Genomic DNA, 23,575 nt, shown 5'->3' on the forward strand with positions numbered 1-23,575 from the left:
GTGGCGGTGGAGGAGGACATGGCACCAGTGGAGCACGGGTCGACCGGGCCGGTCCACGCGGTTCCGCGGACGTCTCGCAGAGCGGGACCGGGGACTGGGCAGGCCCGGGAGGCGCCCTGCCGTTGCAGGCGGACCGCCCGGGCCACCACACTTCGCGGGTGAGTGGTGTGACCGTGGTCTTCCTCGCCGTCGTCGGAGCACGGTTCCTGCTGCCGCTGGCGATCTTCCGCTACCCGCTGCCGGCGATCCTGGCGTGCCTGGTGCTCGACGGCGTCGACCAGACGATCTTCCAGACGCTCGGGTACGACCCGCCCGGCTACCAGGGCTACGACAAGGCGATGGACGTCTTCTACCTCGCCATCGCCTACCTCGCCTCGATGCGCAACTGGGCGAGCCTGCCGGCGTTCCGGGTGGGCCGGGCGCTGTACTTCTACCGCCTCGTCGGGGTGGTGGCGTTCGAGCTCACCCACGCCCGGCCGCTCCTGCTCGTCTTCCCCAACACCTTCGAGTACTTCTTCATCGCCTACGAGGCGGTCCGCACCCGGTGGTCGCCGAGGCGCCCGTCCCTGCGCTGGTGGGTGGGCGCGGCCGCGCTGATCTGGGTCGTCGTCAAGCTCCCGCAGGAGTACTGGATCCACATCGCCCAGCTCGACCTCACCGACGTCCTCAGCCAGCACGCCTGGGCGCCGCCCCTGCTCGTCGCCCTGGTCGCCCTCGTCCTCGGGGTGTTCTGGTTCCTCGTGCGGCCTCGGCTCCCTGCCCCCGACTGGCCCTGGCGCCTCGTCGCCGACCCGCTGCCCGAGCAGGTGGACACGGCGGCCGAGCAGATGGCGTGGCACCGCGAGTACGGCTCGATCTGGTCGTGGGCCACGGGGGAGAAGGTCGTCCTCGTGGGCCTGCTGGCGGTCGTCTACGCCCAGACCATCCCGGGGATCCGCGCCACCGACACGCAGCTCTTCGTCGGTGTCGCGACGGTCGTCCTGCTCAACGCGGCCTTCACGCTGTCGATGGCCCGCCGGGGGCGGAGCATCAGCTCCCTCGACATCGCGTTCGCCGCGCGGCTCGCCGCCAACGTCGTCGTGGTGCTGGTCGCCGACCGGCTGCTCGGCCTGCACGGCGGCGGGGTCGACGGGGGAGCGCTCTTCTTCTTCCTCGGCCTCATCAGCCTGGTGACGACGCTGCACGACCGCTTCCGCCCCGTGCTCGCCTCGCGGGTCGTCGCCGAGCGCGCGGCGGCCCGCGCCGACCGGGGCCACGCCGACCGGGGTGACGCCGTCGCGAGTCCCTCCTGAGGGCGCCGCGGCCGCTCGGTAGCGTGGGGCCGTGCCGTCCCCGCCGAAGCCCTGCCGCCCGCTGCGGATCGCCGTGGCGGGGATGTGGATCGAGTCGTCCACCTTCTCGCCGCACCGGGCGCAGGCCCGCGACTTCCACGTCCTGGACGGGCCGGCCCTCCTGGCCCGGCACGGCATACGGGCTGTCGAGGCAGACGGAATCCGTTGGCACGGCATCCACTTCGCGCGCTCCCTGCCCGGGGGAGCGGTCCAGCCCGACGTCTACGAGCACCACCTCGAGCGCATCCGGGCCGGCCTGCGCGAGCTCGCCGACGACGGGGGCCTCGACGGCGTCCTGCTCGACATCCACGGGGCCATGGGCGTCGTCGGGCTCGACGACGCCGAGGCGCACCTGGTGCGCGCCGTCCGTGACGTCGTGGGCCCGGGCGTGGTGTTCGCCGCCGCGATGGACCTGCACGGCAACGTCTCCCGCGACCTGGCCGAGCAGGTCGACCTGCTCACCTGCTTCCGGACGGCACCGCACGAGGACGCCGACCAGACCCGAGCCCGTGCGGCGGCGACGTTGGTCGAGGTGCTCCGCTCCGGCCGGCGTCCGGTCCGGGCCTGGGTCCCCGTTCCCGTCCTCCTGCCGGGTGAGCGGACCAGCACGAGGGTGGAGCCCGCCCGGAGCCTGTATGCCGCGGTGGCCGGCGTCGCCGCGCGCGACGGAGTCCTCGACGCCTCCGTCTGGGTGGGCTACGCCTGGGCCGATGAGCCGCGGTGCCACGCCGCGGTCGTGGTCCAGGGCTGGGACGAGGGCGCATGCGCCCAGGGCGCGCGTGAGCTCGCCGAGGCGCTGTGGGCGGCCCGCGACGACTTCGGGTTCGTCGGCCCGACCGGCACGCTCGATGAGGCCGTCGACGCCGCGCTCGCCTCCACCGCACGGCCGTACGTCATCTCCGACTCCGGCGACAACCCGGGTGCGGGCGGCACGGGCGACGTCACCTGGGCCCTGACCCGGCTGCTCCGGCGGCCCGAGCTCACGCGCCCTGGCGCCCCCACCACCCTGGTCGCCTCCGTCTTCGACGCCGGTGCCCTCGCCCACCTGAGGTCGTGCCCGGTCGGCGCGGAGGTCAGGGTGGAGGTGGGGGCCCGCACCGTGCCCTCACCGGCGCCCCCCGTGGACCTGCGCGGGGTGCTGCTGTCGGTGCACGAGGGCGACGCGCAGACCGGTGGGGTCGCGGTCGTCCGTGTCGGCGGCCTGCACGTGGTCGTGACGGAGTTCCGCGCGGCGTTCCACGACGTCGCCGACTTCACCGCCATCGGGCTCGACCCGTTCGCGGCGGACCTGGTGGTCACGAAGATCGGCTACCTCGAGCCGACGCTGCACGACCTCGCCGCCGGGTGGACGCTGGCGCTGACGCCCGGCGGCGTGGACCAGGACCTCGCCCGGCTGGGGCACCACCGCATCCGGCGGCCGATGCACCCCTTCGACGACGAGACGCACGTCGGGAGCGGGTGGAAGCCCGACCTCACCCCGGTGCTCCTCGCCGGGCCCGCCGGGCCGGTGCGGGCGTGAACGGCCTCCGCGGACGTCCGGCCGCCCTCGAGCTCGCCGTCCAGGACGTGGCGGGCGTCCGCGTGGCCGTCGACCTCGGGCTGGACCGGGTCGAGCTGTGCGTCGCGCTCGCGCTCGGCGGCCTGACCCCGTCGACGGCCCTCGTCGAGGCGGCCCTGGCCTCGGCTGGCGACCGGGTCGGCGTCCACGTCCTCGTGCGCCCCAGGCCGGGCGACTTCCACCACGACGCGGACGAGGTGGCCGTCATGGTCGACGACGTGCGCCGCGCTGTGCACGCCGGCGCGCAGGGCGTGGTGGTCGGGGCGCTCGACCGCTCCGGCATGCCGGATCTGCGGGTCCTGGAGCGGCTCCGGGAGGCGGCCGGACCGGTGCAGGTGACCTTCCACCGGGCGCTCGACGTCAGCGCCGACCCGGTCGCGACAGTGGACCTCCTCGCCGGTGCGGGCGTGAGCCGCGTGCTGTCCTCCGGTGGGCGGCCCCGCGCGGTCGACGGCGCGGCCACGTTACGGCGCATGGTCGATGTCGCCGCAGGACGGCTGGAGGTCATGGCGGGGTCCGGCGTGGATGCCGGGGCGGTGCCCGCGCTGATCGCCGCGGGCGTGGACGCCCTGCACTTCTCGGCGAGGCGGCGGGTGCCCGCTCGCGGCATACCGCTGGGGCCGTCCGAGGACGGCCACGACGTCACGGACCGGGAGCTGGCGGCGCAGGTGGTCCGAACGGTCCGAGGCGCCGCCGGCTGAGCCGAGGAACTCGTGCGGGCCCGTCGATGAGGCGGATCAGCGGGCCGGCGGCAGCTGCTGGGCGAAGTACTCCTGCAGGGTCAACCGGTGCTCCTCGTCGAGGTTGCCGGACCGGCTCACCAGGGCCGTGAGGGTCGTGGGTGCGATGACGTGGATCCCACGGACCTCGAGGTCCGAGACGCCCAGGGGGAGCAGGCCGTCGACGACGCAGAGCACACCGGTGACCGTGACGTCCTCGAGGCCGGCGCTCGCGAGCACCGACCGCACCGCACCGACGCGTCTGCCCGTCGCCGTCACCGCGGTGGTCGTGTCCTGCCCGTCGACGACCAGGTCGCTCGTCGCGCCTCGCGGCCGGGCCTCGACCGACGCCTTCCTGGCGTTCCTCACGTCGATGACGAAGACGCCCGAGGGACCGACAGCCAGGTGCTCGACGACGGCCCGCTGCCCTGGGACGCGTCGATGGCGCAGGGCGACCACTCCGTGGACGGCCGCGGCGCCGAGCAGCTCCGCCACGACCCCGTCGGAGCGGCTCTGCCTGGCCGCCTCGGCGCCCCGGGTCCTGAAGGCGCGGACGGTCAGCATGCGCGAGAACAGGCCTGCCCGGCCGCCCGCGGAGGCCGAGTGCCCCTGGTCCGCGGCTTCGCGCAGGGACCTGCGGGTCGGGAGGGGGGCGGCGTCCCGGCCGGGGGCGGCCTGTGCCGGTGCGCTGGGACCCTCCAGCCAGACGCGGGTGGGGCGGACGCCACGGGCCGGGCCGGGGAGGTGCGACAGGGCGGCGAGCGTCTCCTCGATCGCCGACCTGTCGGCGGTCCAGCGCTCCGGGAGGGCGTCCGGGCCGACGGTGTCGGGCCGGGCCGTGTCAGCTGTCATGGCAACCCCTTGCTCTCGTACCAGCCCACCGTGGCCCCTCGTCACCGGTCGGGGAAAGCCTTCGGCGGCAAGATGGGGCGTTCGCCCGTGCGCCTGCGTAATCTGTTCGCCCCGAGTTGGTCAGTGATCGGTCAAAGTGGTGGCGGCAACGGCGTCGGAGGAGTAAAAGCCTGCCTGCGCTCGAACCGGCGACGACCGCAGCGTCCCGACCGGGGTCGCACCCGGGCGTGCCCTCCCTGCGCCACCGGCCCGAAGGCGATAGACCTGAGGCGTGACCCAGCACCACCCGCCCCAGCGCAAGCACCCGGGCGAGGCGCGCCTGCCGGCCGCCGTCGCCGTGGTGGTGGCCGTGGGGCTGTACGCAACGCTGCCCGAAGGGCTGCTCGTGGCGCCCCGCGTGGTGGTGCCGGTCCTGGAGGTGCTGCTGTTCCTGCCCCTGGTCGCCGCCAACCCGCGGCGCATGACACGGGAGAACCGGTGGCTGCGCCGTCTCGCCATCGGTCTTGTCCTGCTCATCGCGGCAGCCAACGCCACCTCGCTCGGGCTGCTCGTGGACGCGCTCGTCACGGGCAAGGCACAGCAGGGGCCACGGCTCCTGCTCGCGGCCGGCCAGGTGTGGCTGACGAGCGTCATCGTGTTCGCACTGGCCTACTGGGAGCTCGACCGCGGCGGCCCGGTCGTGCGCACCCAGCGGCCGAGGCCGCAGCTGCCCACCGCCGACTTCCGCTTCCCGCAGGACGAGGACCACGACGCGATCAGCGAGGTGGCGAGGGGGTCGTCCGCGTTGTCCGGGTGGGCCCCCGGGTTCATCGACTACCTGTACGTCTCGGTGACGAACTCCTCGGCGTTCAGCCCGACCGACACGATGCCGTTGACCCCGCGCGCCAAGATGCTGATGGCGGTCGAGTCGGTGTCCGCGCTCATGCTGTCGGTGCTCGTGATCGCCCGCGGCATCAGCCTCATCAAGTAGCGGCGCTTCCAGGGCGCTCGGGCTCCCCGATGTCCTCGTGCCAGAGCCCGGGGTGGTCCGCGATGAACCCCCGCATCATTGCCACGCACTCCTCGTCGTCGAGCACGACGACCTTGACCCCGTGCTCGCGCAGGAGGGACTCGGCAGCCTCGAAGGTGCGGTTCTCACCCACCACCACGCGGGGGATCCCGTACAGCAGAACGGTTCCCGCGCACATGAAGCACGGCGACAGGGTCGTGAAAAGGGTCGAGTGCCGGTAGACGTCCGCCGGCTGGCGCCCGGCACGTTCGATGCAGTCGGTCTCGCCGTGGCGGATCGCGCTGCCGAGCTGGACGCGCCTGTTCCTGCCGGTCGCGAGCAGCCGGCCGTCGGAGACCAGTGCGGCGCCGATGGGGATACCGCCCTCGTCGAGCCCGGCGCGCGCCTCGCGCACCGCCTCCGCGAACCAGGCCTGCTCACCGTCACGGGGAGTGTCGTCGTTCACCGTGCCTCCGTGGGTCGCCAGGGTTGGTACCCGGGCAGTATGCCGCGGCGGCGGCTGCGCTCGATCTCGACCGCCACGGTGATGGCGGCCCAGCGGTCGGACGAACGGTCGGGGTGGCCGAGGAGGCCCATCACGCGGTCCAGCCGCTGGTAGAGGGTCTGCCGCTGGAGGTGCAGGGCCGAGGCCGTGTGCGTCTTGTGGCCGGAGTGCTGCAGGTAGGTGGCGAGCGTGCCGAACAGGTCCGACCCGCGGGCCCGGTCGTGCTCGAGCAGGTCGCCGAGCACCTCGTCGACGAACTCAGCCGTCACGGCCGGCCGGTTCACGGCGGAGAGGAACCGGTCCATCGCCAGCGCCGCCGCGTCCACGACCAGCTCACGGTCGCCCTCTCCGCCGAGCTCGAGCGACAGCTCCGCCTCGCGCAGGCACCGGCCCAGGGTGGTCAGCTCCCGCGAACCCGGGCCCACCGTGATCCGGACCTGGGGCGGCAGCGGGGTGTCGCGCAGGTCGCGAACCACCCGCTGGCGGGCCACGGACAGCGGCTCCGTGCGGTCGAAGGCGACGACGGCGGTGTACCGGTCGTGGGTCAGCTCGGACACCGCGCGGCGCCCGCCGCGGCGCAGGGCCGAGTCGATGCCGGCGGACCAGCGCGGGTCGTCGCCCAACCGGCCGACGACGCTCACCCAGGCCGCATGGTCCCTCATCCCGAGCTGGCCGGCGAGCTCGAGCAGTCGTCGGGGGGACCGCGCACCCCGGACCAGGGTGGTGATGAACTCGTGGGTCTCGCGCTCGAGCTGCGACAGCGGGCTCCAGCGCAGCAGCGCGAGGCCGAGCGCCTCGGGCGCCCGCTCGCGGGCCGCCTGGAGCATGAGCAGGTCGCTGTCCGCGCTCGGCACCAGTGAGAGGATCGCCACGGTGACTCCGGCGCTGGTCACGGGCGCAGTGACGGCCTCCCCGTGCCGTCCGCCGCCCTCGGCTCCTGCGTGGGTCGCCTCGGCGATCGGCTCCCCACCCGGACGGACCAGGCGCACGGAGGCCTGCGTGACGCGGCTGAGGACAGCCGTCAGCTCGGGCAGCTCGGCACCCTCGGCCAGCCCGGCGGCGAGGGCGTGCGAAACCCTGTCGGCCAGCTGGAGCCGGCGCACCGACTCGTTGATCAGCCCGCTGTTGATGCTCTGGGTGACCTCGACGAAGCGGACGACGCCGTGGAGCTCGATGAGCGGGAAGCCGTGTCGGCCCGCTTCGTCGACCATCTCCGGCGGGACGCACAACAGCCTCGTCCCCGTCTCCAGCGCCAACCCCGCCGCGCCGCCCTGCGCGAGCTCGGCGACATAGGTGCGGCGGACCTCCTCGCTGGCGTCGGCGAGGGCGGCGCCACCCACGAGCAGCAGCTCACCACCGCGCAGGAGGGAGGCGATGTCGAGGACCTCACTGGTGTGCACCCACCGCACCGGCGTGGACAGCGCCTCGGACCCGGCATGGACGACGGGGGCGGAGGCGGTGAGACTGGCATCGGCGAGGAGGTCTCGCAGTGCAAGGACCATGACGTTCCGTCCATTCCAGGATCAGGGCGACTGACAGTATGTCTCTTGTGGCGGCCGGGAGCCAGCACTCACGATGGTCGACAACCACCTCCCAGGACGGAGATCCCCCATGAGTGCAGCCGCCCCTCCCAGCCCCCACGACGTCGAGCAGGTCCTCCAGCCCATCCCCGAGTCGGTGCGGACGCGCAGCGTCTCCGGCCAGTTCTGGATCTGGGCGGGGGCCAACATCGCCCCGATCAACTGGGTGCTCGGTGCCCTCGGCATCCAGCTCGGCCTCGGCCTGCGCGACACCCTGATCGTGCTCGTCACCGGCAACCTGATCGGCATGGCCCTCTTCGGGCTCTTCGTGCTGATGGGCCAGCGGACGGGGGTCACCGGCATGGTGCTCTCGCGCGCCGCCTTCGGCCGTCGGGGCGCGTACCTGCCGGCCACCATCCAGGCAGGCCTGGCCATCGGGTGGTGCGCGGTGAACACGTGGATCATCCTCGACCTGGTCATGGCCCTGCTGGGCAAGCTCGGGGTCGTCGACCCAGCCGCCCACAACTACGGGGCAAAGGTGCTGGTCGCAGCGGTCGTCATGGGGGTCCAGGTGGCCATCTCGTGGATCGGGTACCGCGCCATCTCGACGTTCGAGCGCTGGACGGTTCCCCCGACCGTGGTCGTGCTCATCGGCATGTCGCTCGTGGCCTGGTTCAAGCTCCACATCAACTGGGGCTACGCGGGCCCCGCTGGGCACGTCCTCACCGGTGGAACGCGATGGGCCGCCATGACCGCCGTGATGACCGCGATCGGCATCGGGTGGGGCATCACGTGGTTCACCTACGCCGCCGACTACTCCCGCTTCGTCAGCTCGGCCATGCCCCGCCGGCGCCTGTACTCCGCGAGCGTTCTCGGGCAGTTCATCCCCGTGGTCTGGCTGGGGGTGCTCGGCGCCACCCTGGCCACGAAGAACGGCTCGGTCGACCCCGGCAAACTCATCGTCGACAACTACGGCGCGCTCGCCCTTCCGGTGCTGCTGCTGGTCATCCACGGACCGATCGCCACGAACATCCTCAACATCTACACGTTCTCGGTCGCTGCCCAGGCCCTCGACGTCAAGGTCGAGCGGCGCAAGCTGAGCGCGTTCGTCGGGGTCCTCGCGATGGCGGCGGTCGTCTTCTTCGTCTTCCAGTCCGACCTCGCGACCATCCTGGACACCTGGCTGATCGGCATCGTCGCCTGGGTCGCGGCCTGGGGTGGGATCATGCTCGTCCACTACTACCGGTTCGAACGAGGCCGGATCGACGCCCCCCGCCTGTTCGAGCCGGTCGGCACCCGTCGCCTCCCCGACGTCAACTGGGCAGCCCTGACAGCGTTCGGCGTCGGTGTCGTCGCCACCTGGCTGTTCATGTACGGGCTGACGCCCGCGCTGCAGGGCTTCGCCGCCCGCGCCATGGGCGGCGTGGACCTGTCGTGGCTCGCCGGTGGCATCGCCGCAGCGGGCACCTACGCCCTCCTCGGGGGGCGGGTGCACGCGCGGTATGCCGCCGCGGGGGAGCCGGCCGCTGCCACGCCGGTGGCTCCTGCGGCCGAGCCCCACGCCTCCGCGCCGGTGGCGCCCGCCGGCGCCGGTGCCGTCGCGCTGGGGTCCGACCTGTGAGCGCGGCGACCACGCCGGTCTTCCGCTGGCCGGAGGGGCGCCGCGCAGCGGCGGCGTTCACCTTCGACGTCGACGCCGAGTCGTGCGTCCTGGCCCACGACCCGAAGGCCGCGAGCCGGATGTCGCTCATGTCCCACCAGTCCTACGGGCCCAGGGTCGCGATGCCGAAGCTGCTGGCGATGCTCGCCCGGCAGGACGTGCGCGCCACGTTCTTCGTGCCAGGCTTCACGGCGGAGTCCCACCCGGACATGGTGCGCGCCATCGTCGACGGTGGGCACGAGATCGGGCACCACGGCTACCTGCACGAGCAGATGCAGGGCATCTCGCGGGAAACCGAGGCGGGCTACCTCGACCGGGGCCTGGACGCCCTGCACGCCGTCGCCGGGGTCGTCCCGGTCGGCTACCGGGCGCCGTGGTGGGAGATGAACTGGCACACCCCGGGGCTGCTCGCCGAGCGCGGTTTCCGTTACGACTCGAGCCTGCTCGACGGGGATGCGCCCTACCGGTTCCGGGTCGCGCCCGACTCGGCCCGCGAGCTCGTCGAGATCCCCGTCGACTGGGCCCTCGACGACTGGGAGCAGTACGCCTTCTACCCAGGGTGGACCGGAAGCGGTGTGATCGAGAGCCCGGCCAAGGCCCGCGAGCTGTGGTTCCTCGAGGCGCAGGCACAGCACACCCAGGGCGGGTGCTGGGTGCTGACCAACCACCCGTTCATCTCCGGTCGCCCGTCGCGGCTCGCCGCCCTCGAGCAGCTGGTCGAGCTGGTGAAATCCCTCGACGGCATGTGGGTCACCACCCTGGCCGAGGTCGCCGACCACACTGCCCTCACCGCCGACGAGGTCCGCGTGCACGACCGGTACGAGGTGCCGTGGTTCCCCGACGTGGCGATCCGGCGCAACGGCGTGCCGGTGGGGGAGCACGGCAGGGACCGCCTGGCGATCGCCTGAGCCTCGGCGACCGCCGACAGCGACGGCCCCCGCACTGGTCACCGGTGCGGGGGCCGTCGCCTGCCTGCTCAGGCCGGGCTGCCCAGGCGGGCGGAGACCTCCCTGGCGGCCTCGGCCACGTCCCGGGCCAGCACCTCGAGCAGGGCGGGCGGGACACGGAACCGGGGGGCGGACAGCAGCACGGCGGCGACGACCTGCCCACGGTGGTCCCGGACGGGGGCGGCGACGCCGACCTCCTCGACGGACGTGCGGCCGTCGTTGATGGCGTACCCCTGCTCGCGCACCTGTTGCAGCTCGGCGAGGTAGCTCTCGAGGGTGTGGGTGTCGTAGGTCCCGGCCAGCAGGCGGCGCTCGAACAACCGGTCGACCTCGACCGCGCGCAGCTCGGCCAGGAAGACCTTGACCGAGGAGCTCTCGTAGGTGTCGTAGCGCGTGCCGATCGCGGCGGTGTGCTTGACCTGCTTGGGGCTCTGCACCTGCTCGACGACCACGGCCTCGTGGCCGTTCCACACCATGAGGGCCGACGTCTCGCCGGTGCGTTCGGTGAGCTGCTCGAGCGAGGACTGGGCCACGCGACGGACGTCGAGGTCGGCGAGCAGCGGGCCGGCGAGGGCCATCAGCCCGAGCCCGAGGCGGAAGCGTCCGTTGCCCGCCTCCCGCTCGACGTAGCCGGCCTGCTCGAGGGTCGCCAGGATCCGGGAGACCGTGCTCTTGTGCAGGTCCACCCGCCGGGCGATCTCGGTGACCCCGAGGAGGGGGTGCTCGACGGAGAACGCCTCGAGCACGTGCAGGCCGTTGAGCAGCACGGAGGCCGAGGCCCTCGAGTCGCTCTCGGGGGTGGTCGCGTCGCGGGCCACGGGCGTCCTTCCTTCCGTCGTCGCCTGAACTGCGGATGCTAGTGCCCCGACGACGAGGCCGGCCCCTGCACCACGGTGGGCAGGAGCCGGCTCCGGTCGGGTTGCGCGCGGCGTCGGCCGGGAGGCCTCGGCTGCGCGGTGTCGGCGACGGTGTCAGACGCCGAGGATGTTGTGCTCGGGCCCGAACGGGAACTTGGTGATGTTCTCGGCCCCGTCCTCGCCGACGACGAGGATGTCGTGCTCGCGGTAGCCGCCGGCGCCCGGCTGGCCCTCGGGGACCATGATCATCGGCTCCATCGAGACGACCATGCCCGGCTCGAGCACCGTGTCGATGTCCTCGCGCAGCTCCAGCCCGGCCTCGCGTCCGTAGTAGTGCGACAGGACGCCGAAGGAGTGGCCGTAGCCGAAGGTGCGGTTGGGCAGCAGGCCCTCGGCCTCGTAGATCTCGTTGAGCTCGGCGCAGATGTCCTTGCAGACGGCCCCCGGCTTGATGAGCTCCAGGCCGCGCCGGTGCACCTTGACGTTGACCTCCCACAGGCGCAGGTGCTCCGCGGAGGGCTCACGCCAGAACAGCGTGCGCTCGAGCGCGGTGTAGTAGCCCGCGATCATCGGGAAGCAGTTGAGCGACAGGATGTCGCCGCGCTGCACCTGCCGGGAGGTGGCCCAGTTGTGCGCGCCGTCGGTGTTGATGCCGGACTGGAACCACACCCAGGTGTCGCGCAGCTCGGCGTGCGGGAAGGTGCGGGCGATCTCGCGGATCATGGCGTTGGAGCCGGCGATGGCCACCTCGTACTCGGGTACGCCCTCGTAGATGGCCGCGCGGATGGCCTCGCCGCCGAGGTCGCCGATCCGGGCCCCGTGCTTGATGACCTCGATCTCCTCGGCCGACTTCACCATCCGCTGGCGCATCACGCGCTGGGAGACGTCGACCAGCTCCATGCCGGTGTAGTCGGCCACGGCAGCCCGCAGCAGCCCGTTGATGTGGTCGTCCTCGACACCGAGGCGACCACCGGTGATGCCCTCCTTCGCGAGCACCTGCTGCACGGCATACAGGTGGTTGTCGCGCTGCCAGTCGGTGTAGACGACGTTCTCGCCGAAGGTGCGCCGCCACGGCATACCGGCGTCGATGTTGGCCGAGACCGTGGTGGAGGACCCGGGCGTCACGACGAGGTAGTAGTTGCGGCCGAAGGAGGTGTAGAGGAAGTCGGAGTAGTAGTTGATGTTGTGGTAGCTCGTGAAGAGCACGGCGTCGAGGCCCTCGTCGGCCATCACCTTGCGCAGCTTCGTGAGCCTGCTCTCCATCTCCTCCGCCGAGAAGGTGGGCTGCACCTTCTCGCCGTTGGGGATGTCCTTGAGTCGCTCGAGGTTCATGGGGTTCCTTTCCTTGGTGGTCAGTCGGGGAGTTCGGGGTCCGGTCCGCGCAGGTCAGTCGTCGGCGAGCGGTGCGTCGCACGTCTCGCGGGCGAGGAACATCGAGCCCATCGCGACGAGGGCCGCGACGACGAGGTATGCCGCCGGCGCGAGCTTGCTGCCTGTGACGTGGATGAGGAGCGTGGCCACGAAGGGGGCGGTGCCGCCGAACAGCGCGTTGGCGGTGTTGAAGCTGAACGCGAAGCCGCTGTAGCGCACGCTCGTCGGGAAGATCTCGGCCAGGAAGACCGGGAGCGTCCCGTCGTTCATGGTGAGCAGGGCGCTCATCACGATCTGGATGAGCACGATGCCGACGAAGCCGACGGCGCCCAGGGCCGCGAACAGCGGGATGGTCAGCACGGTGAAGCCGATGGAGGCGGCGATGAGCACGCGCTTTCGGCCGAAGCGGTCCGAGAGTGCCCCCATGCCGAAGATGAAGCCGATGTAGCAGGTGAGCGTGATGGCGGAGGCGACGAACGACTCGGTCTCACCCATGCCCATCTCGGTGGACAGGTAGGTCGGCATGTAGCTCAGCAGCAGGTAGAACCCGACCGCGTTGAGGCAGGTGACGCCGAACGCGATGGCGATGGCGCGGCGGTGGCGGCTGAAGAGGATCTTCAACGGCGCGTTGGAGCGCTCGCGCAGCTCCAGCTCGTGGAACTTGGGGGTGTCCTCGAGCCGGAGGCGGATGTACCGCCCGACGAGACCGAGCGGGGCCGCCAGGAGGAACGGCAGCCGCCAGCCCCAGCTGTCGAGCGCCTCGCGCGGCAGGACCCCCGTGAGCAGGGCGGCCAGGAGCGACCCGAAGAGCAGGCCTGCGGCGGTCGAGGCGGGTACCACGCTGGTGTAGAGGCCGCGCTTGCGGTCCGGCGCGTACTCGGCGAGGAAGGCGGAGGCGCCCGCGTACTCACCGGAGGCGGAGAAGCCCTGCACCATGCGCACGAGGAGCAGGAGGAGCGGGGCCGCCACGCCGATCTGGGCGTAGCCGGGCAGCAGGGCGATGCAGAAGGTCGACCCCGACATGATGAGGATCGACAGGGACAGGGCGCTGCGCCGGCCGATGCGGTCGCCGAAGTGGCCCCACACGAGACCGCCGAACGGCCGGACGATGAACGAGATGGCGAAGACGCCGAACGCGGCGAGCAGGCCCGTGGTGGGCGAGCTCTCGGGGAAGAAGACCCGGGCGACGACGGTGGCGAGGTAGCCGTAGACGGCGTAGTCGAACCACTCGACGAAGTTGCCGATGAAGCTGGCGGCGACGACGCGGCGCAGGACCAGGGGAGTGACGGCCCGGGGCGCCGTGGGAGGCGTGGGCTCGGCGAGGGACACGGGGTCGGAGGGGGAGGGGGAACCGGGGGGCGTGCTCGGGGCGGGTTCGCTGGTGGTGGTCAAGGCCTGCTCCTTTGGAGGCGATGAGCGGGAAGGCGAGGGAGGGCCGGCGAGGCGAGGTTGCTCAGAATGCAACGAAGATGCGATCGCTGGAACGGTAGGCGCGGGTCGTCCGGGCTGTCAATGGTTTCGCCGCAGGCAAACTTGGACGCCGCAATCGCGGCCGCTGTCAATCAGTCACGCGAGGAGCGGACGGTCCGGTGGTGGTTCCCGGCGGGGCGCGGGATCGGCGTGGGAGATCGACTGGTGCAACAGGGTTGACACGAACGCAACAACGCCGTCACTCTGTCGGGTATCCCCTCCCCGGAAAGGACGCCCGACATGGTTGGAACCGTGGGCCTGCGGCCCCAGACCCTGCTCGACACGCCGCTCGCCGAGCTCGACCCCGAGGTCGCCCAGGCGCTCCGGCAGGAGCTCGGCCGGCAGCGGGGCACCCTCGAGATGATCGCGAGCGAGAACTTCGCCCCGCTCGCCGTCATGGAGGCGCAGGGCTCGGTGCTGACCAACAAGTACGCCGAGGGCTACCCCGGCCGGCGCTACTACGGCGGCTGCGAGCACGTCGACGTGGTCGAGCAGCTCGCGATCGACCGGGTCAAGGCCCTCTTCGGCGCCGAGGCCGCCAACGTGCAGCCGCACTCGGGCGCGCAGGCTAACGCCGCCGCCATGTTCGCCCTGCTCGAGCCGGGCGACACCATCCTGGGCCTCTCCCTCGCCCACGGCGGCCACCTGACCCACGGGATGCGGATCAACTTCTCCGGCAAGCTCTACCGCGTCGTTGCCTACCAGGTCTCCGAGACCGACCACCGCGTCGACATGGCCGAGGTCCGCCGGCTCGCCCGCGAGCACCGGCCGAAGCTGATCGTGGCGGGCTGGTCGGCCTACCCGCGGCAGCTCGACTTCGCCGAGTTCCGGGCCATCGCCGACGAGGTCGGGGCCTGGCTCATGGTCGACATGGCGCACTTCGCCGGCCTCGTCGCCGCGGGCCTGCACCCGAGCCCGGTGCCGCACGCCCACGTCGTGACCACCACGACCCACAAGACCCTCGGCGGCCCCAGGGGCGGTGTCATCCTCTCGACCGCCGAGCTGGCCAAGAAGATCAACAGCGCGGTCTTCCCCGGCCAGCAGGGCGGCCCGCTCGAGCACGTCGTCGCCGCCAAGGCGGTGGCGTTCAAGGTCGCCGCGAGCGAGGAGTTCGCCGACCGGCAGCGCCGCACCCTCGAGGGCGCCCAGATCCTCGCCGAGCGGCTCACCCACCCCGACGTCGCCGCGGCCGGCATCAGCGTGCTCACCGGCGGCACCGACGTGCACCTCGTGCTCGTCGACCTGCGCAACTCCGAGCTCGACGGACAACAGGGCGAGGACCGCCTGCACCGCATCGGCATCACGGTCAACCGCAACGCCGTCCCCTTCGACCCGCGCCCGCCGATGGTGAGCTCGGGCCTGCGGATCGGCACCCCCGCCCTGGCGAGCCGCGGCTTCGGCCCGGAGGAGTTCGCCGAGGTGGCCGACATCATCGCCGCCGCGCTCCAGCCCGAGCTCGACGACACCACGGCCGACCGGCTGCGCGACCGCGTCGCCGCGCTGGCCGACCGCTTCCCCCTCTACCCGGACCTCGACGGAGACCTCTCATGAGCACCCCCCGCACTCCCGGCGCTGAGCTGCCGGACCACCCGGACTTCCTGTGGCGCAACCCGGACCCGAAGAAGTCCTATGACGTCGTGATCGTCGGTGGCGGCGGTCATGGCCTGGCCACCGCGTACTACCTGGCGAAGAACCACGGCGTCACGAACGTGGCGGTGCTGGAGAAGGGGTGGCTGGCCGGGGGCAACATGGCCCGCAACACCACGATCATCCGGTCGAACTATTTGTGGGACGAGAGCTCGGGGATCTACGAGCACTCGCTGAAGCTGTGGGAGACCCTGGCCGAGGAGCTGGACTACCCGATCCTGTTCAGCCAGCGGGGGGTGCTGAACCTGGCGCACAGCCTGCAGGACGTGCGGGACTCGGTCCGGCGGGTGCACGCCAACCGGCTCAACGGCATCGACGCGGAGTGGCTGGACCCGCAGCAGGTCAAGGAGGTGTGCCCGATCGTCAACATCTCCCCGGACGTGCGCTACCCGGTGCTGGGGGCGACGTACCAGCCGCGGGCCGGTATCGCCAAGCACGACTACGTGGCGTGGGGCTTCGCCCGGCGGGCCAGCGAGATGGGGGTCGACCTGATCCAGGACTGCGAGGTGCAGGGCATCGACGTCCAGGACGGGCGGGTCACCGGGGTCCGCACCAGCCGCGGCACGATCCACGCCGGCAAGGTCGCCCTCGCGGCGGCGGGGCACACCTCGGTGCTGACCGACATGGTCGGGCTGCGGGTGCCGATCCAGTCCCACCCGTTGCAGGCGCTGGTGTCCGAGCTGCTCGAGCCGGTGCACCCGACCGTGGTGATGTCCAACGCGGTGCACGTGTACGTGTCGCAGGCGCACAAGGGTGAGCTGGTCATGGGTGCCGGGATCGACGCGTACAACGGGTACGGCCAGCGCGGGGCGTTCCACATCATCGAGCGGCAGATGGCCGCGGCGCTGGAGCTGTTCCCGGTCTTCGCCCGCGCGCACCTGCTGCGCACCTGGGCCGGCATCGTCGACACCACCCCGGACGCCTCCCCGATCGTCGGGCTGACCCCCATCGAGGACCTGTACCTCAACTGCGGATGGGGCACCGGCGGGTTCAAGGCCACCACCGGGGTGGGCTGGTCCTTCGCGCACACCGTCGCCACCGGGCAGCCGCATCCCTACAACGCCCCCTTCACCCTCGAGCGCTTCACCACTGGCGCGCTCGTCGACGAGCACGGCGCCGCCGCCGTCGCCCACTGAGCCCCCTCGACGACCCCTCCCAGACCAGGAGCAGACCATGCAGCTCATCGCCTGCCCGCACTGCGGGCCCCGTGAGGAGACCGAGTTCCACTACGGGGGCCAGGCCCACGTCGCCTACCCCACCGACACCGCCGCCCTCTCCGATGAGGAGTGGGGCCAGTTCGTCTTCTTCCGCGACAACCCCAAGGGTCCCTTCGCCGAGCGCTGGGTCCACTCCAGCGGCTGCCGCCGGTGGTTCAACGCCGTCCGCGACACCGCCACCCACCAGATCCTGGCGGTCTACCGCCAGGGCGAGCCGAAGCCGGTGACCGCATGAGCACCCAGCAGTTCCGCCGGCCCACGGGCGGCCGCATCGACCGTTCCCGTGAGCTGTCCTTCACCTTCGACGGCCAGTCGCTGACCGGGCACCCCGGTGACACCCTCGCCTCGGCCCTGCTGGCCAACGGTGTCCACCAGGTCGCCACGAGCATCAAGCTGGGCCGCCCGCGCGGGATCTTCGCGGCCGGCGCGGAGGACCCCAACGCCCTGGTCCAGGTCGAGACGCCCTTCCCCGAGCCGATGCTCACCGCGACCACGGTCGAGCTGTTCGACGGGCTGGCGGCTCGTGGCCTGCCCGGTCAGGGCCGTCTCGCGCAGGACCCCGACCCGGCCCGGTACGACGCGATGCACGCGCACTGCGACGTGCTGGTCATCGGCGCCGGCCCCGCCGGGTTGACGGCGGCGCTGACCGCGGCCCGCTGCGGTGCCCGGGTGGTGCTGGTCGACGACCAGCCCGAGGCCGGCGGGTCGCTGCTGGCCGGCACCGAGCGCATCGACGACGCCCCCGCGCTGGAGTGGGTGGCGCGCGCGCTCGCCGAGCTCGCGGCGTACCCGGACGTGCGGGTGCTGGCGCGCACCACCGCCTTCGGGCACTACGACGACGGGTTCGTCCTGGCGCTGCAGAAGCGCACCGACCACCTCGGCGCGCAGGCGCCGGAGCACGTGTCACGCCAGCGGGTCTGGCGCATCCGCTCCCGTCACGTCGTGGTCGCGACCGGGGCGCACGAGCGCCCGATCGTGTTCGCCGGCAACGACCGCCCCGGGGTCATGCTCGCCGGGGCGGCCCGCACCTACCTGGGCCGGTATGCCGTGGTCCCCGGCTCGCAGGTCGTGGTGTTCACCACCGACGACGCCGCCTACGCCGCCGCGGTGGAGCTGGCCGACGCCGGCGCCCACGTCGCCGCGGTCGTCGACGCCCGCCCGACCGCGCCGGCCCACTGGGCGCAGGAGTGCGCCAGCCGGGGGATCGAGGTCCGCACCGGCCACGTCGTCACCGGCACCAGCGGCACCGACCGCGTCACCCGCGCCCACGTCGCGCCCTACCGTGACGGGCAGCTCGGGTCGCGCACCGGCATCGCGTGCGACCTGCTGCTGGTCTCCGGCGGCTGGAACCCCGCGGTGCACCTGTTCAGCCAGGCCCGCGGCAAGCTGCGCTACGACCCCGCCATCGGCGCGTTCGTGCCCGGCGACCCGGTCAAGGGCACCACCGTGGCCGGCGCGGCCGGCGGGGACCTGACCCTGGCCGGTGCGTTCCAGACCGGCCACCGGGCCGCCGTGGAGGCGCTCGGCTCCCTGGGGTTCACCGCGCAGCAGACCACGCTGCCCCGGGCCGACGAGCAGCCCGCAGGGCAGCCCACCCAGGTGCTGTGGGCGGTGCCCGACCCCGACGCGACCGGCGGGCACGAGGACCAGCGGTTCGTGGACCTGCAGCGTGACGCCACCGTGGGTGACATCCTGCGCGCCACCGGTGCCGGGCTGCGGTCGGTCGAGCACGTCAAGCGGTACACCACGATCGGCACGGCGCACGACCAGGGCAAGACCTCAGGGGTGATCGCCTCGGGGATCGTGGCCGAGGCCCTCGGGGTCGACGTCGGGCAGCTGGGCACCACCTCGTTCCGGCCCCCGTACACCCCGGTGGCGTTTGCGGCCCTGGCCGGCCGCGACCGCGGCCAGCTGCACGACCCGGTGCGGGTCACCGCGGTCCACGACTGGCACGTCATGCACGGCGCCCTGTTCGAGAACGTCGGGCAGTGGAAGCGGCCGTGGTACTACCCCCAGGACGGTGAGGACCTGCAGACCGCGGTGCTGCGCGAGTGCCGGGCGACCCGCGAGTCGGTCGGGATGATGGACGGCTCGACCCTGGGCAAGATCGACGTCCAGGGCCCCGACGCGGCCGAGCTGCTCGACCGGCTCTACACCAACCTGATGAGCAGCCTGAAGGTCGGCTCGGTGCGCTACGGCGTGATGTGCGGCCTGGACGGCATGGTCATCGACGACGGCACCGTCATCCGCGCCGCCGACGACCGGTTCCTGGTCACCACCACCACCGGCAACGCCGCCAAGATCCTGGAGTGGATGGAGGAGTGGGTCCAGACCGAGTGGCCCGAGCTGCGGGTGCACCTCACCTCGGTCACCGAGCAGCTGGCCACCATCCCCCTGGTCGGCCCCCGCTCCCGCGACGTCCTGGCCGCCGTCGCCCCGGACCTGGACGTGTCCAACGACGCGTTCCCGTTCATGACCTGGCGCGACACCCCGGTCGCCGGGGTCCCGGCCCGGGTGTGCCGGATCAGCTTCTCCGGTGAGCTCGCCTACGAGGTCAACGTCCCGGCCTGGCACGCGACCGCCGTCTGGCAGGCCCTGTTCGAGGCCGGGCAACCGTACGGGATCACCCCGTACGGCACCGAGACCATGCACGTGCTGCGCGCCGAGAAGGGCTACCCGATCATCGGGCAGGACACCGACGGCACCGTCACCCCCCAGGACCTGGGCATGGACTGGGTCGTGTCGAAGAAGAAGCCCGACTTCGTCGGCAAACGCTCCTTCACCCGCCCCGAGAACCAGCGACCCGACCGCAAACAGCTCGTCGGCCTGCTACCCCTGGACCCCAACGTCCTGCTACCCGAAGGCGGCCAGGTCGTCGAGGTCGACACGGTGCCCCAACCACCGGTGCCCATGCTCGGCCACATCACCTCCAGCTACCGCAGCGCGGCCCTGGGCCGCACCTTCGCTCTCGCCCTGGTCCGCTCCGGACACCAGCGCATCGGGCAGACCCTGTACGTCCCACTCGAGGACACCCTGGTCCCGGTCACCGTGACCGACAGCGTCCTCTTCGACAAGGAGGGCAGCCGCCGTGACGGTTGACATCGTGAACAAGAGCACGCTGAGCGGGCGCACCAGCCCGCTGGCGGGGTATGCCGGCCGGCTGGCCGAGCTGCCGCAGGGCGTCACCATCCGGGAGCTGCCCTTCCTCACCCAGCTCGACGTCCGCGTGGACCCCACCGCGCCGGAGGCCGACGAGGTGGCCCGGGTGCTGGGCGCGGCGCTGCCGACGACGGCCAACACCGCGGTCCGCGGGGCCGACGGCGTCGAGGTGCTGTGGCTCGGCCCCGACGAGTGGCTGGTCGTCGCCCCACCGGACCAGGCCGCCCTCGAGCCCGCACTGCGCGAGGCGCTCGGCTCGTCGGGTGCCGTCGTCGACGTCTCGGCCCACCGCACGACGGTCGCCGTCACCGGGCCGCTCGCGCGTGAGGTGCTCGCGCGCGGCTGCTCCCTGGACCTCGACCCCCGGGTCAGCCCGGCCGGCACCTGCGTGCAGACGCTGCTGGCGCTCACCGGTGTCGTCCTCGTGGTGCGCGCCGGCACGGCCGGTGAGCAGGCCGACGCCGGCGAGGAAGCGGGTGTCGAGGTCCACCTGCTCGTGCGGTCCTCGTTCGCCCGCTACCTCGCGGACTGGCTCATCGACGCCTGCCACGAGTACGAGGGCGACTCGTCGTGGCAGTGAGCGCCTTCGACCTGTTCAAGGTCGGCATCGGCCCGTCGAGCTCGCACACGGTCGGGCCGATGCGGGCGGCCTGCTCCTTCGCCACCTCGCTGGACAAGGACGGGCTGCTGGAGCAGGTGCACGCCGTGCGGGCCGAGCTGTTCGGCTCGCTCGGTGCGACCGGCCACGGCCACGGCAGCGTCAAGGCCGTGGTGCTCGGGCTTCGGGGTGAGCTGCCCGACCAGGTCGACCCGGTCGCCGCTGAGCCCGCGGTCGCCGCGGTGCGCGAGGAGGGCCGCCTGGCCCTCCTCGGCCGGCACGCCATCGACTTCGCGGTCGACGACGACGTCGTGCTCCACCGCCGCAAGCGCCTCGAGTTCCACACCAACGGCATGCGGTTCCGGGCCCTGGGCCCGACGGGGGAGGTGCTCTCCCAGCGGGACTACTACTCCGTCGGCGGGGGGTTCGTGCTCGACGAGTCCGAGGTCGGCGAGAAGCGCCTGGTGCCCGACTCGACTCCGGTGCGCTACCCCTTCACCACCGGCGAGGAGCTGCTCGTCCACTGCCGCGAGTCGGGCCTGCCGATCAGCGAGGTCATGCTCGCCAACGAGCTGTCGTGGCGCTCGGAGGAGGAGGTGCGCGCCGGTCTGCTGCGCATCTGGTCGGTGATGCAGGAGTGCGTGGCGCGCGGTCGCGCCACCGGCGGTGTGCTGCCCGGCGGCCTCAAGGTGCGACGCCGCGCCGCCCAGCTGAGTGCGTCGCTCGAGGAGCGGGTGGACGTCGAGGACCCGCTGCGGGCGATGGACTGGGTCACCCTCTTCGCCCTGGCCGTCAACGAGGAGAACGCAGCCGGCGGTCGCGTCGTCACCGCCCCGACGAACGGCGCGGCCGGCATCATCCCGGCCGTCCTGCATTACTACGAGAAGTTCGTCCCCTCGTTCAGCGGGGACGGTGTCGTCCGCTTCCTCCTCACCGCGGCGGCGATCGGGTTGCTGTTCAAGGAGAACGCGTCGATCTCCGGTGCCGAGGTGGGATGCCAGGGCGAGGTCGGCTCGGCGTGCTCGATGGCCTCGGCCGGCCTGGCCGAGGTGCTCGGCGGCACGCCGGAGCAGGTCGAGAACGCTGCCGAGATCGGCATCGAGCACAACCTGGGCCTCACCTGCGACCCCGTCGGCGGGCTCGTGCAGATCCCCTGCATCGAGCGCAACGCGGTGGCGTCGGTGAAGGCGATCACAGCGGCCCGCATGGCGATCCACGGCGACGGGCTGCACCACGTCTCGCTCGACAAGGCGATCAAGACCATGCGCGAGACCGGCGCGGACATGAAGGACAAGTACAAGGAGACGGCGCGGGGCGGACTCGCCCTCAACGTCGTCGAGTGCTGACCAGCGGCAGCTGGCGAAGGAGCTCACCATGGCGCAGCAGTTCGTCCTCACCCTGACCTGCCCCGAGGGGCCGGGCATCGTCCACGCGGTCACCTCAGTGCTCGTCGAGCACGGGTGTGACATCACCGAGCACCAGCAGTTCGACGACCCGGTCCACGGGCTGCTGTTCCTGCGCACCTGCTTCACGTCGCCGGGTGCCGGGCACGAGGAGCTGGAGGCCGCCTTCGGGCCCGTGGCCTCGGCATACCGGATGACCTGGGAGCTGCACGACGCGAGCCGGCGCACGCGCGCCATGGTGATGGTGTCCAAGTTCGGGCACTGCCTCAACGACCTGCTCTACCGGTGTAACGCGGGGAGCCTGGGCGTCGACATCGCCCTCGTCGTCTCCAACCATGAGGACCTGCGCTCGGCAGCCGCGGCCGCCGGCGTCCCGTTCATCCACGTGCCGGTGACGCCCGGCACCAAGGAGGCCGCCGAGGCGCGGCTGCTCGAGCTCGTCGACCGGCACGAGGTCGACCTCGTGGTGCTGGCGCGCTACATGCAGGTGCTCTCCGACGACCTGTGCGAGGCGCTCGAGGGCCGGGCGATCAACATCCACCACTCGTTCCTCCCGAGCTTCAAGGGCGCCAAGCCCTACCACCAGGCCTACGGCCGTGGGGTCAAGCAGGTCGGTGCGACGGCCCATTACGTGACGCCCGACCTCGACGAGGGGCCGATCATCGAGCAGGAGGTCATCCGCGTCGACCACACCTACGGCCCCGAGGAGCTGGTCACGGCCGGGCGGGACGCCGAGTGCCTCGCGCTGGCCCGGGCCGTGCGCTGGCACGGCGAGCACCGGGTGCTGCTCAACAAGGACCGGACGGTCGTCTTCCGCTGATGGCCGGCTGGTCGGCGCCGGTGAGGTCCAGGACGGCCGGGACGAACAGCGGCCAGTGCTGCCGTGGCGGATGCTCGTGCCCCATGCCCTCCAGGGCGAGGAGCGAGGCATCGGGCACGACGCGGGCCAGGGCCTCCCCGTGGGGCAGGGGGAAGAGGGGGTCGGCGGTCCCGTGCACCACGAGGGTCGGGGCGGTGATGTCGGCGAGCGTTCCCCGGGGGTCAGGGCCGGGGTCGAGCAGGGCGTGGTTGTTCATCGCGGCCGGGTCGGTGCTGCGCGCCACGATCCGGGTGGCGATCGCGCGCACCCGTGCCTCGTCGAAGCCGGCCCGCATGAAGGCGCGCTGCTCGTCCACCAGGCGCTCGACCACCGCGCCGCGGTCGGCCCAGTCCGGCTCTCCACGCTCGGCGTTCCGCTGCATGACGGACGCGAACTCGGGGTCCGGACCCGGAAGGGGGCCCTGGGTGCCCGGCAACGCGGCGGTGGTCGCGACGAGGGTCAGGGAGCTCACCCGGCGGGGCTGCTCGACCGCGACGCACTGCGCCAGGGCCGCGCCCATCGAGACGCCCACGAGGTGTGCGGCGCTGACCTCGAGCGCGTCCAGGATCGTCACGATGTCGTGGCGCAGGTCGGCGCCCGTGTATGCCGGGCTGCCGGGCGGGTAGGTGGTGGATCGACCGGTGTCACGCAGGTCGAACCGCACGACGTGCCGGTGGCCGGCAGCGAGCCGCTCGCACAGCTCCTCCTCCCACCAGTCCATGGCACTCGCCATGCCCGCCACGAGGAGCAGGGTCGGGTCGGCCGGGTCGCCGAAGGACTGGGTGCACAGCTGCACGCCGTCGGCCGAGACCATCCGCTCACTGCTCATGGAGGGACAGACTGCCGCAAAGGTGAGAAGTCATCGGGCCGGCCGGCCCAGGCCGGGTAGGACCCGCGGACGCGGTCCCGGTCGA

General features: G+C 72.4%; 20 protein-coding genes. 13 read left to right on the plus strand and 7 right to left on the minus strand.

What is annotated here, in order from left to right:
• The first annotated feature begins 158 nt into the window (after positions 1–158).
• Genes ACYVDO_RS02420 through ACYVDO_RS02430 form a run of 3 tightly spaced genes read left to right on the plus strand, consistent with a single transcriptional unit; the run spans position 159 to position 3,590 of the window.
• The gene (locus tag ACYVDO_RS02420) at positions 159–1,292 is read left to right on the plus strand and encodes a hypothetical protein (protein WP_460932618.1); all 1,134 of its coding nucleotides are present in this window, start codon (positions 159–161) and stop codon (positions 1,290–1,292) included.
• A 31-nt stretch (positions 1,293–1,323) separates the two neighbouring features.
• On the plus strand, positions 1,324–2,850 hold the full coding sequence (locus ACYVDO_RS02425) for a M81 family metallopeptidase (RefSeq protein WP_460932619.1): 1,527 nt from the start codon (positions 1,324–1,326) through the stop codon (positions 2,848–2,850).
• Complete coding sequence (locus ACYVDO_RS02430) at positions 2,847–3,590, plus strand: copper homeostasis protein CutC (protein ID WP_460932620.1); 744 nt, start codon at positions 2,847–2,849, stop codon at positions 3,588–3,590. Before ACYVDO_RS02425 ends, ACYVDO_RS02430 begins: the two co-directional genes overlap by 4 nt.
• Before the next feature lie 36 nt (positions 3,591–3,626).
• Here the strand turns inward: ACYVDO_RS02430 and ACYVDO_RS02435 are convergent, their stop codons facing one another.
• Positions 3,627–4,460, minus strand: a complete 834-nt coding sequence (locus ACYVDO_RS02435) for a hypothetical protein (protein WP_460932621.1) — start codon at positions 4,458–4,460, stop codon at positions 3,627–3,629.
• A gap of 271 nt (positions 4,461–4,731) precedes the next feature.
• Between ACYVDO_RS02435 and ACYVDO_RS02440 the strand changes: the two genes are divergently transcribed.
• The gene (locus tag ACYVDO_RS02440; RefSeq protein WP_460932622.1) at positions 4,732–5,430 is read left to right on the plus strand and encodes a hypothetical protein; all 699 of its coding nucleotides are present in this window, start codon (positions 4,732–4,734) and stop codon (positions 5,428–5,430) included.
• Here the strand turns inward: ACYVDO_RS02440 and ACYVDO_RS02445 are convergent.
• The gene (locus tag ACYVDO_RS02445; RefSeq protein ID WP_460932623.1) at positions 5,423–5,914 is read right to left on the minus strand and encodes a nucleoside deaminase; all 492 of its coding nucleotides are present in this window, start codon (positions 5,912–5,914) and stop codon (positions 5,423–5,425) included. The two genes, ACYVDO_RS02440 and ACYVDO_RS02445, sit on opposite strands and share 8 nt — an antisense overlap.
• Positions 5,911–7,455 carry a PucR family transcriptional regulator gene (locus ACYVDO_RS02450; RefSeq protein ID WP_460932624.1) on the minus strand — a complete coding sequence of 515 codons (1,545 nt, stop codon included), beginning with the start codon at positions 7,453–7,455 and terminating at the stop codon, positions 5,911–5,913. Before ACYVDO_RS02450 ends, ACYVDO_RS02445 begins: the two co-directional genes overlap by 4 nt.
• A 73-nt stretch (positions 7,456–7,528) precedes the next feature.
• On the opposite strand from ACYVDO_RS02450, the gene ACYVDO_RS02455 reads away from it, so the two are divergent.
• Both ACYVDO_RS02455 and ACYVDO_RS02460 read left to right on the plus strand, forming a co-directional pair.
• Complete coding sequence (locus ACYVDO_RS02455; RefSeq protein WP_460932625.1) at positions 7,529–9,094, plus strand: purine-cytosine permease family protein; 1,566 nt, start codon at positions 7,529–7,531, stop codon at positions 9,092–9,094.
• Entirely contained in the window at positions 9,091–10,041 is a 951-nt protein-coding gene (locus ACYVDO_RS02460; RefSeq protein WP_460932626.1) for a polysaccharide deacetylase family protein, read from the plus strand. Before ACYVDO_RS02455 ends, ACYVDO_RS02460 begins: the two co-directional genes overlap by 4 nt.
• Positions 10,042–10,109: 68 nt before the next feature.
• On the opposite strand, the gene ACYVDO_RS02465 is transcribed toward ACYVDO_RS02460, so the two are convergent.
• From ACYVDO_RS02465 to ACYVDO_RS02475, 3 genes are all read right to left on the minus strand, one after another.
• A complete protein-coding gene (locus tag ACYVDO_RS02465) occupies positions 10,110–10,898 on the minus strand; it encodes an IclR family transcriptional regulator (protein ID WP_460932627.1) in 789 nt (262 codons plus the stop codon).
• A gap of 153 nt (positions 10,899–11,051) precedes the next feature.
• Positions 11,052–12,269, minus strand: coding sequence for a M24 family metallopeptidase (locus ACYVDO_RS02470; RefSeq protein WP_460932628.1), 1,218 nt, complete (start codon positions 12,267–12,269; stop codon positions 11,052–11,054).
• Positions 12,270–12,323: 54 nt separating this feature from the next.
• Positions 12,324–13,637 (minus strand): MFS transporter, encoded by a 1,314-nt coding sequence (locus ACYVDO_RS02475; protein ID WP_460932675.1) that lies wholly within the window; start codon positions 13,635–13,637, stop codon positions 12,324–12,326.
• Positions 13,638–14,018: 381 nt separating this feature from the next.
• Between ACYVDO_RS02475 and glyA the strand changes: the two genes are divergently transcribed.
• From glyA to purU, 7 genes are read left to right on the plus strand one after another with little or no spacing between them, the layout of a single operon-like run.
• The gene (gene glyA / locus ACYVDO_RS02480; protein WP_460932629.1) at positions 14,019–15,329 is read left to right on the plus strand and encodes a serine hydroxymethyltransferase; all 1,311 of its coding nucleotides are present in this window, start codon (positions 14,019–14,021) and stop codon (positions 15,327–15,329) included.
• Complete coding sequence (locus ACYVDO_RS02485) at positions 15,326–16,561, plus strand: sarcosine oxidase subunit beta family protein (RefSeq protein ID WP_460932630.1); 1,236 nt, start codon at positions 15,326–15,328, stop codon at positions 16,559–16,561. Before glyA ends, ACYVDO_RS02485 begins: the two co-directional genes overlap by 4 nt.
• A gap of 37 nt (positions 16,562–16,598) precedes the next feature.
• On the plus strand, positions 16,599–16,877 hold the full coding sequence (locus ACYVDO_RS02490; RefSeq protein ID WP_460932631.1) for a sarcosine oxidase subunit delta: 279 nt from the start codon (positions 16,599–16,601) through the stop codon (positions 16,875–16,877).
• Positions 16,874–19,741, plus strand: coding sequence for a sarcosine oxidase subunit alpha family protein (locus tag ACYVDO_RS02495; protein WP_460932632.1), 2,868 nt, complete (start codon positions 16,874–16,876; stop codon positions 19,739–19,741). Before ACYVDO_RS02490 ends, ACYVDO_RS02495 begins: the two co-directional genes overlap by 4 nt.
• Positions 19,731–20,381 (plus strand): sarcosine oxidase subunit gamma, encoded by a 651-nt coding sequence (locus tag ACYVDO_RS02500; protein WP_460932633.1) that lies wholly within the window; start codon positions 19,731–19,733, stop codon positions 20,379–20,381. The genes ACYVDO_RS02495 and ACYVDO_RS02500 overlap by 11 nt, the downstream gene beginning before the upstream one ends.
• Positions 20,372–21,745: an L-serine ammonia-lyase gene (locus ACYVDO_RS02505; RefSeq protein ID WP_460932634.1), complete on the plus strand. Its 1,374-nt coding sequence runs from the start codon at positions 20,372–20,374 to the stop codon at positions 21,743–21,745. Before ACYVDO_RS02500 ends, ACYVDO_RS02505 begins: the two co-directional genes overlap by 10 nt.
• A gap of 28 nt (positions 21,746–21,773) precedes the next feature.
• Positions 21,774–22,622: a formyltetrahydrofolate deformylase gene (gene purU / locus ACYVDO_RS02510; RefSeq protein WP_460932635.1), complete on the plus strand. Its 849-nt coding sequence runs from the start codon at positions 21,774–21,776 to the stop codon at positions 22,620–22,622.
• On the opposite strand, the gene ACYVDO_RS02515 is transcribed toward purU, so the two are convergent.
• On the minus strand, positions 22,591–23,490 hold the full coding sequence (locus ACYVDO_RS02515; RefSeq protein WP_460932636.1) for an alpha/beta fold hydrolase: 900 nt from the start codon (positions 23,488–23,490) through the stop codon (positions 22,591–22,593). The genes purU and ACYVDO_RS02515 overlap by 32 nt on opposite strands.
• Positions 23,491–23,575: the final 85 nt, after the last annotated feature.

Source organism: Phycicoccus ginsengisoli (assembly GCF_054779295.1).